The sequence below is a fragment of the Streptomyces sp. NPDC057654 genome, from assembly GCF_042800135.1.
Classification (GTDB): domain Bacteria; phylum Actinomycetota; class Actinomycetes; order Streptomycetales; family Streptomycetaceae; genus Streptomyces.
The window spans coordinates 1-6,812 of sequence record NZ_JBHVHQ010000216.1 but is presented as its reverse complement, the minus strand read 5'-3'; the positions used below and the strand labels follow the sequence as shown (position 1 = coordinate 6,812).

General features: G+C 72.9%; 8 protein-coding genes. 5 read left to right on the top strand and 3 right to left on the bottom strand.

Annotated elements, in window-relative coordinates; all coding sequences use genetic code 11:
• Positions 1-406: CoA-binding protein (locus ACFU99_RS18200; RefSeq protein WP_384392787.1), on the bottom strand; the 406-nt coding region annotated here is incomplete at its 3' end.
• 276 nt (positions 407-682) lie between these two features.
• Here ACFU99_RS18200 and ACFU99_RS18195 point away from each other — a divergent pair.
• The 3 genes from ACFU99_RS18195 to ACFU99_RS18185 all read left to right on the top strand — a co-directional run bounded on the left by ACFU99_RS18195 (position 683) and on the right by ACFU99_RS18185 (position 2,308).
• Positions 683-1,135, top strand: coding sequence for a DoxX family membrane protein (locus ACFU99_RS18195; RefSeq protein WP_384392784.1), 453 nt, complete (start codon positions 683-685; stop codon positions 1,133-1,135).
• Entirely contained in the window at positions 1,132-1,548 is a 417-nt protein-coding gene (locus ACFU99_RS18190) for a Zn-ribbon domain-containing OB-fold protein (RefSeq protein WP_384392781.1), read from the top strand. Before ACFU99_RS18195 ends, ACFU99_RS18190 begins: the two co-directional genes overlap by 4 nt.
• A gap of 85 nt (positions 1,549-1,633) precedes the next feature.
• Complete coding sequence (locus tag ACFU99_RS18185; protein ID WP_384392778.1) at positions 1,634-2,308, top strand: GNAT family N-acetyltransferase; 675 nt, start codon at positions 1,634-1,636, stop codon at positions 2,306-2,308.
• 79 nt (positions 2,309-2,387) lie between these two features.
• Here the strand turns inward: ACFU99_RS18185 and ACFU99_RS18180 are convergent, their stop codons facing one another.
• Positions 2,388-3,020 (bottom strand): pyridoxal 5'-phosphate synthase, encoded by a 633-nt coding sequence (locus ACFU99_RS18180; protein WP_384392799.1) that lies wholly within the window; start codon positions 3,018-3,020, stop codon positions 2,388-2,390.
• A gap of 287 nt (positions 3,021-3,307) precedes the next feature.
• Complete coding sequence (locus ACFU99_RS18175) at positions 3,308-4,510, bottom strand: acetyl-CoA acetyltransferase (RefSeq protein WP_384392775.1); 1,203 nt, start codon at positions 4,508-4,510, stop codon at positions 3,308-3,310.
• 131 nt (positions 4,511-4,641) lie between these two features.
• Here ACFU99_RS18175 and ACFU99_RS18170 point away from each other — a divergent pair, with 131 nt between their 5' ends.
• Positions 4,642-6,066, top strand: a complete 1,425-nt coding sequence (locus tag ACFU99_RS18170; protein ID WP_384392772.1) for an acyl-CoA dehydrogenase family protein — start codon at positions 4,642-4,644, stop codon at positions 6,064-6,066.
• A 26-nt stretch (positions 6,067-6,092) separates the two neighbouring features.
• Positions 6,093-6,542, top strand: a complete 450-nt coding sequence (locus ACFU99_RS18165; RefSeq protein WP_384392769.1) for a nitroreductase family deazaflavin-dependent oxidoreductase — start codon at positions 6,093-6,095, stop codon at positions 6,540-6,542.
• Positions 6,543-6,812: the final 270 nt, after the last annotated feature.

Sequence of the window (6,812 nt, the reverse complement as noted above, 5' to 3'; positions counted from 1 at the left end):
CCTCGATGAGGGGGGTCGGGTCGCCGACGAGCAGAACGGCCAGGTCGACCTTTTCGGGGAGGTCGGCGACGCTCGGACAACAGGGGAGGCCGAAGACGCTGGTGCGGGTGGGGTGCACGGGGTGGAGGCGGGCGCCGACGCGCTCGGCCCAGGCGATGAGCTGACGGGTGATGCCGGTGTTGGGGCGCCCCTCGGCGTCGGACGCGCCGACGACGGCCACGGAGGAGGGCCGGAAGAAGCGGTCGAGGTCGGGTACGTCCGAGTGCAGGGCCCGGCCGCTGACGTCCACGTCCTCGGCCGGTGCGGCCCTGCCGTGGACGGCGGGTCCCGCCGTCTGCTCGCCGCAGGCCAGCACGCGGGCCGTACGGGAGGTGGTGGTGAGGGTGCCGTGAGTCGATCCAAGCATCGTTCTCGCCCACTCCTGCTCGATGGCCAACTTAGCTGACGCCTAGTCAGGTTACTGAACTGACGCTGCGTCAGGAATGGGGTTGCACGGGAAAGAGATCCGAGCCGAGCCCCTTGCGTAACCCCTTACCCATCCGTTGAACTGACGTACCGTCAGAAAATCGGGAGGCGCAGAGCGCAGAGCGCAGAGCGCAGAGCTCGGCAGGGGAGCAGGGCTCGGCAGGGAAACAGGATTCGGCAGGAAATCAGAGGGCGGCAGATAGCAGAAGGGCGGGCGATGCAGACGATCTGGCTCAGCGGGGCCGAATGGCTCGCGGTGCTGCGCATCGGGCTCGGGCTGTGGTGGCTGGAGAGCTGGCGGCACAAGGACAAGAAGGGCTGGTTCGAGCGCGGTACGGGCATCGCGTGGGCCGCCGATGTGGCGGGCAAGCACCGCTGGAGCTTCGTGACGAACGGGTTCGAGAAGGTCGTGAGCCCGCGGCCCAAGGCCATGGCGTACCTCGTCGTCTACGCGGAACTCGCCCTCGGGCTCGGGCTCGTGGCCGGGCTCCTCACCCCCATAGCGCTCATCGGCGGCCTCCTGCTCAACCTGCTCTACCTCGTCCTCATGGTCCACGACTGGGCCGAGCAGGGCCAGAACGCGATGATGGCGCTCATATCGCTCGTCGCCCTCCTCGCCATGAGCTGGCAGACCTGGTCCCTCGACGACGTGATGGGGTTGTTCCTGTGAGCGCGGCGCGCTTCGACCTGCCCGAGACCGACGCCTTCACCCGCCCCTACTGGGACGCGGCGGCCGAAGGACGCCTCCTGATCAGGCGCTGTGCGGCCTGTTCGCTGGCCCACCACTACCCGCGCGAGTTCTGCCCCGGCTGCTGGAGCGAGGACGTCCGTTGGGAGGAGGCGAGCGGCCGGGCCGTCCTCTACACCTGGTCGGTGGTCCACCTGAACGACCTGCCGCCCTTCGGCGACCGCGTTCCGTACACCGCAGCCGTCGTGGACCTGGCCGAAGGGCCCCGGATGATGACCGAGATCGTCGACTGCCCGGAGAGAGAACTGCGCATAGGGATGCCGTTGCGCGCCCGCTTCCGTACGGAACCGGGCGGCGAACCCCCGGTGGCAGTGCCCGTCTTCCGCCCCTGTTGAATGCGGTACAGATGGACGTGTCCCGGAGCGTCGGGGACCGAGCAACGGGCGTCGGGGCGCGACGGAGGTGGGGAGTGCGGGAAGAATGGCGAACACGACGGCAGCGGAGCCGCTGCGCCCGGCCGACCTGCGGGGCTACGGCCTGCGGCTGCGCACCTGGGAGTACGCGGACGCGCCCGTAGCGCTGCGGGGCCACAGCGACCCGGAGTTCCTGCGCTGGAACACGCCGCTCGTTCCGGTACGGGACGAGGCCGGCGCCCGCGACTTCATACGCAGGCGCTTCGAGAGCTGGGAGCGCGGCGACGCCGCGACCTACGCGATCACCGAGGACGACGAGATCGTGGGGGAGGTGTCCCTCAACCTCATCAACCGCACCTTCTCGAACGCCCGCGTCGGCTACTGGGTGCTCGCCGAGGCCCGCGGCCGGGGCGTCGCCGCCCGCGCGCTGGAGCTGTGCACCCGGTGGGGCTTCGGCGAGATCGGCCTCAACCGGCTGGAACTGGGGCACGCGCTGGGCAACGTCCCGTCCTGCCGGGTCGCTGAGCGCAGCGGGTACGCGCTGGAGGGCACCCTCCGGGGAGCCATGTTCGAGGCGGGGTCCACGGACGTCTTCCGGGACGTCCACCTCCACGCACGGCTCGCGAGCGACCCGCTGCCGTCCGCCTTCTCGGAGCCGGGCGATGTCCGGGCGGCGGATGGCGCCGGTCGGGACGATGCGGCGGGAACGGCCGCGGGGCTGACGGCTCCGGCAGGTGCGTAAGCTCGGCCTGGGGCGGATGAGCGAGGCGGGCGGAGGATGAGCGAGGCGGGCGGCGAGGCGCGTCGCGGGCCCGCCGTCGTCAGGGCCAGAGGAGTTCGGTGGTCCAGCCGTCGGCCGTGCGGAGGTAGGTGAGGCGCACGTGGCGGCGTCGCGCGTCACCCTGGAAGAACTCGACTTCGGCGGGGGCCAGCACGTAGCGCGTCCAACTGTCCACTTGGGCATTCGGTTCGCGTTGCGCGCGCTCCCATGCGGCGGCGGCAGCCTCTTCCAGTTCGCGGTAGGAGCCGAGGACGTCGCTCTGTCTGCCGACGAGAGCGGCCGCCAGCGCGCCCGTGGAGCGTTGGTGCAGGTCTGCCGAGCTTTCCTCGGGGCCGGCGGCGGTCACCATGCCCTGGACCCGCACCTGCCGCCCCAGGGCCGCCCAGTAGAACCCCAGCGCCGCCGCGGGGCGCGCGGCCAGGTCGCGGCCCTTGCGGCTCGTACGGTGGGAGCCGAAGTGCCAGCCGCGCTCGTCGGCGTCGTGCAGCATCACGATGCGTACGGACGGGGAGCCCGCCGCGTCCGCGGTCGCGAGGGTCATCGTGTGTGGCTCCGGCTCCCCGGCTTCGGCGGCCTCGCGCAGCCAGCGCTGGAAGAGGGGGAGGGGAGCGGCGGGGGCCGTAGCCGGGTCGAAGGGCGGCAGCTCGCCCTGCCATACGCGCAGCGAGTGCAGGAGGGCGCGGAACTCCGCCTGTGTCCCCGCCTGTGCCTCCGCCTGTGTCTCCGTCGGGGTTTCCGCCCGCGTCCCCGTCTGTGTCTCCGCTTGCGTCTCTGCCCCCGTCCCCGTCCGTGTCTCCGTCTGTGTCTCCGTCGGTCGCTCGGACTGGGGCTGCACCCGTGCATCCGGGTGCCTCTGGTTCGGCTCGTTCGGCTCGGTGCTCATGCGGACCATCTAAGCAACGCCGGGCAACAGAGGTTTGAATCGGCGAGAGCGACTGAGGAGGGCCGTCGGGCGTGGGCTCACCCTCGTCCCAGTACCACCGTGCCCGAGGAGCAGAACCAGCCGCCCGTTCCGGAGGCCACCGCGATCTCCGGGAGGCGGCCGTCGGCCTTGTGGACCTGGCGGCCCTCGTCCGCCTCGCCCCGTAGCTGCCGTACCGCCTCGACCAGCAGGAAGAGCCCGCGCATGCCGGGGTGGCAGGCGGAGAGGCCGCCGCCGTCGGTGTTGACGGGCAGTTCGCCGCCGATGGTGAGCCGTTCCTTCTCCGCGAAGGCGCCGCCTTCGCCCTTTCCGCAGAAACCGAGGTCCTCCAGCGTTACGAGCGTCATATAGGTGAACGCGTCGTACAGCTCGGCCACATCGACGTCGTCCGGACCCACGCCCGCCCGTTCGAAGGCGGCGCGGCCCGACGCGGCGGCCGGGGAGACGGTGAAGTCGTCCCACTGCGACATGGAGGTGTGCGAGACGGCGGTGCCCGAACCGAGTACCCATATGGGGGCCTTGGCGGTGTCCGGGACGTACTCCTCGGCGGCGAGCAGCACGGCGCACCCGCCGTCGGAGCGTATGCAGCAGTGCAGCTTGGTGAAGGGGTCGGCGATCATGGGGCCGCCGAGCACGTCGTCGACGGTGATGGGGGCGCGGTACATCGCGTCGGGGTTGTGCGCGGCGTTGGCGCGCGCCTGTACGGCGACGTTGGCCAGCTGCTCCAGCGTCGTGCCGTATTCGTGCATGTGGCGGCGGGCGGCCATGGCGTACTTGGCGATGAGCGTGTGCCCGTACGGGACCTCGAACTGGAGCGGGCCGCGGGCGCCGAAGGAGAGGTTCGAGGTCCGCCGCCCGGCCTTGATGTCAGCGCGGGCGGTGGAGCCGTAGACGAGGAGGACGGCGTTGGCGTGACCGGCGGCGATGGCGTCGGCGGCGTGCGCGGCCATGACTTCCCAGGTGGAGCCGCCGACCGAGGTGGAGTCCGTCCAGGTGGGCCGCAGCCCCAGGTACTCGGCGACCTCCACGGGGGCGAGGGTGCCCAGCCCCGCCGAGGCCAGCCCGTCGATGACCGACCGGTCGAGCCCGGAGTCCGCGAGGGCGCGGCGGGCGGCCTGGGCGTGCAGGGCGTAGGGGGTGGCTTCGTCGACGCGGCCGCAGTCGGCGAGCGCGACGCCGACGACGGCCACCTTGCGGCGGCCTGTTGTGACTGCTGAGGCCCCTGGAGTGCCTGATGTCATAAATCTGACGGTACATCAGATACGGTTCCCGGCGGCACCCCGCGCGACACCCCGAATCACCTCCCGGCTCTAGGAAAGTGCGCTCCCTGTCCCTACCATGACGGCCCGTCAGAAACGGGAGGAGTCCGCCGATGGACGCCGCGTTCACCGAGGAGCAGGACGAGATCCGCCGCACACTGCGCGAACTGCTGGCCAAGCGGTGCGGGCCGGACGAGGTCAAGGCCGCGGTCCGTACGGAGGCCGGGTACGACGAGACGCTGTGGCGGCAGCTCGCCGAACAGCTGGGACTGCCGGGGCTGGCGATCGCCCAGGAGTACGGCGGCGTCGGCTGCGGCCCGACCGAGCTGGCGCTGGCCTGCGAGGAGACCGGGCGGGCGCTGCTGCCCTCGCCCCTGCTGACCACCGCCGCGCTCGCCGCGCCCCTCCTCGCCGAACTCGGCACGGACGCCCAGCGCGCCGAACTGCTGCCGCGCCTCGCCGGCGGCGAGCTGACGGCCACGCTCGCCGTGCCCGGCGGCGCGCTGTCCGCGGCGCTGGGGCTCACCGGCCCCAACGACGGCGACTGGGCCGGCGGCGGCCGGGCGGGCGGCGTGCAGGCGCGCCCGTACGACGACGGCTGGCGGCTGTACGGGCAGGCCGAGCAGGTGCTCGACGGGCACAGCGCGGGGCTGCTGATCGTGGCCGCGCACGCCGGAGGGTACGCGCGCAGCCGCACGCTCCTCTTCGTCGTACGGGCTGGGGACGCGGTTACGGGAGCGCCCGGCGCACGGTCCGGGGGCGCGCGCGGCGCGCGATCAGGCGCGGGGGCCGGAGCCGCCGGTTCGGCCGGAGTCGCCGGTTCCGCCGGTTCTGCCGGTTCCGCACAAGCCGGTCTGCCAGGGCTCGTCCGTACGCGCCTCACCACGCTGGACGAGACGCGGCCCCAGGCCCGTATCGAACTCCGCGACACCCCCGCCGAGCTGCTCGGATCCAGCGACGAGGCCGACGTGCCGGGGGCACTGGCGCGGCTGGGCGGCGGCGTCGGCGCCGTGCTCGCCGCGGAGGCCGTGGGAGCGGCCGACCGGGCGCTCGCGCGCACGCTCGAATACGTCCAGGCGCGAGAGCAGTTCGGCCGCCAGATCGGCTCCTTCCAGGCGGTCAAGCACCGGCTGGCGGACCTGTACGTGGAGGTGCAGGCGGCCCGTTCGGCGGCGTACTACGCGGCGTGGGCCGCGGGCCGGGCGGACGCCGAGCCCGGCACCGGCGGGCTCGCGCTCGCGCAGGCGCTCCAGGCGCTGCGCACGGCCGCCGGGGAGGCGGTGCAGCTGCACGGCGGCATCGGCTTCACCTGGGAGCACGACGCGCATCTCTACTTCAAACGCGCCGCCAGTGACGAGTTGCTCTTCGGGCCCGCTCACCGGCTGCGGGCGCGCGCCGCGGACCTGGCCGGGCTGTTCACGCCGGACGCCGAGGCCGCACCGGCGCCCCCGACCGGGGCGCAGGCCCTGGCCGCCCAGGCCGACCCCGCCCCGGCCGGTTCCGCCCAAGCCGGTTCCGCTGCCGCCGTGGCCGTCTGATGGCGGCGCAGCCAGGGGTGCGGCTCATGCAGAAGGTGTCCGCCACCAGGACTTTCGCGAAGTTCGCGCCGTTCGTGATCCCGGCCGTGGACCGCGCCGTGCACCGGCTGACGCGCGGCAGAGTGCTGCTCAGCGCGCAGATGCTGCCCGGCGTCATCCTGACGGCCACGGGCGCGAGGAGCGGGCAGCCGCGGAGTACGCCGCTGGCCTGCATGCCGCAGGACGACGGCACCTGGCTGCTCGTCGGCTCCAATTTCGGCCGGCCCGGCCACCCGGCCTGGACCGCGAATCTGCTGGCGCACCCGGACGCGCGGGTGAGCTGGAAGGGGCAGGACATCGCCGTACGGGCCCGGCTGCTCGACGGGGCGGAGCGGGCGGCGGCGTGGGCGGCGGTGCTGGAGTTCTGGCCGCCGTACGCGAAGTACCAGGAGCGCGTGGAGCGCGAGATCAGACTGTTCCGGCTGGAGCGGCGCTGACGGGGCGGGACAGGCCCCACGGCGTACCGCGGGCGGGTAGCCGGACAGGCCCATGGTGTACCGCGTACGGGTAGCCGGACAGGTCCACGGCGTACCACGTGTGGCTAGCCGGACAGGTCCACGGCGTACCGCGTGCGGGTAGCCGGACGACCCCACGGCGTACTACGTGCGGGTAGGCGGCGGTCCCGGATGCCGCAACGGCGGATCTCTCGGCCACCCCGAGAGATCCGCCGCTGCGGTGACAGGACGTTGGCGGAGCGGCCGCGCGGT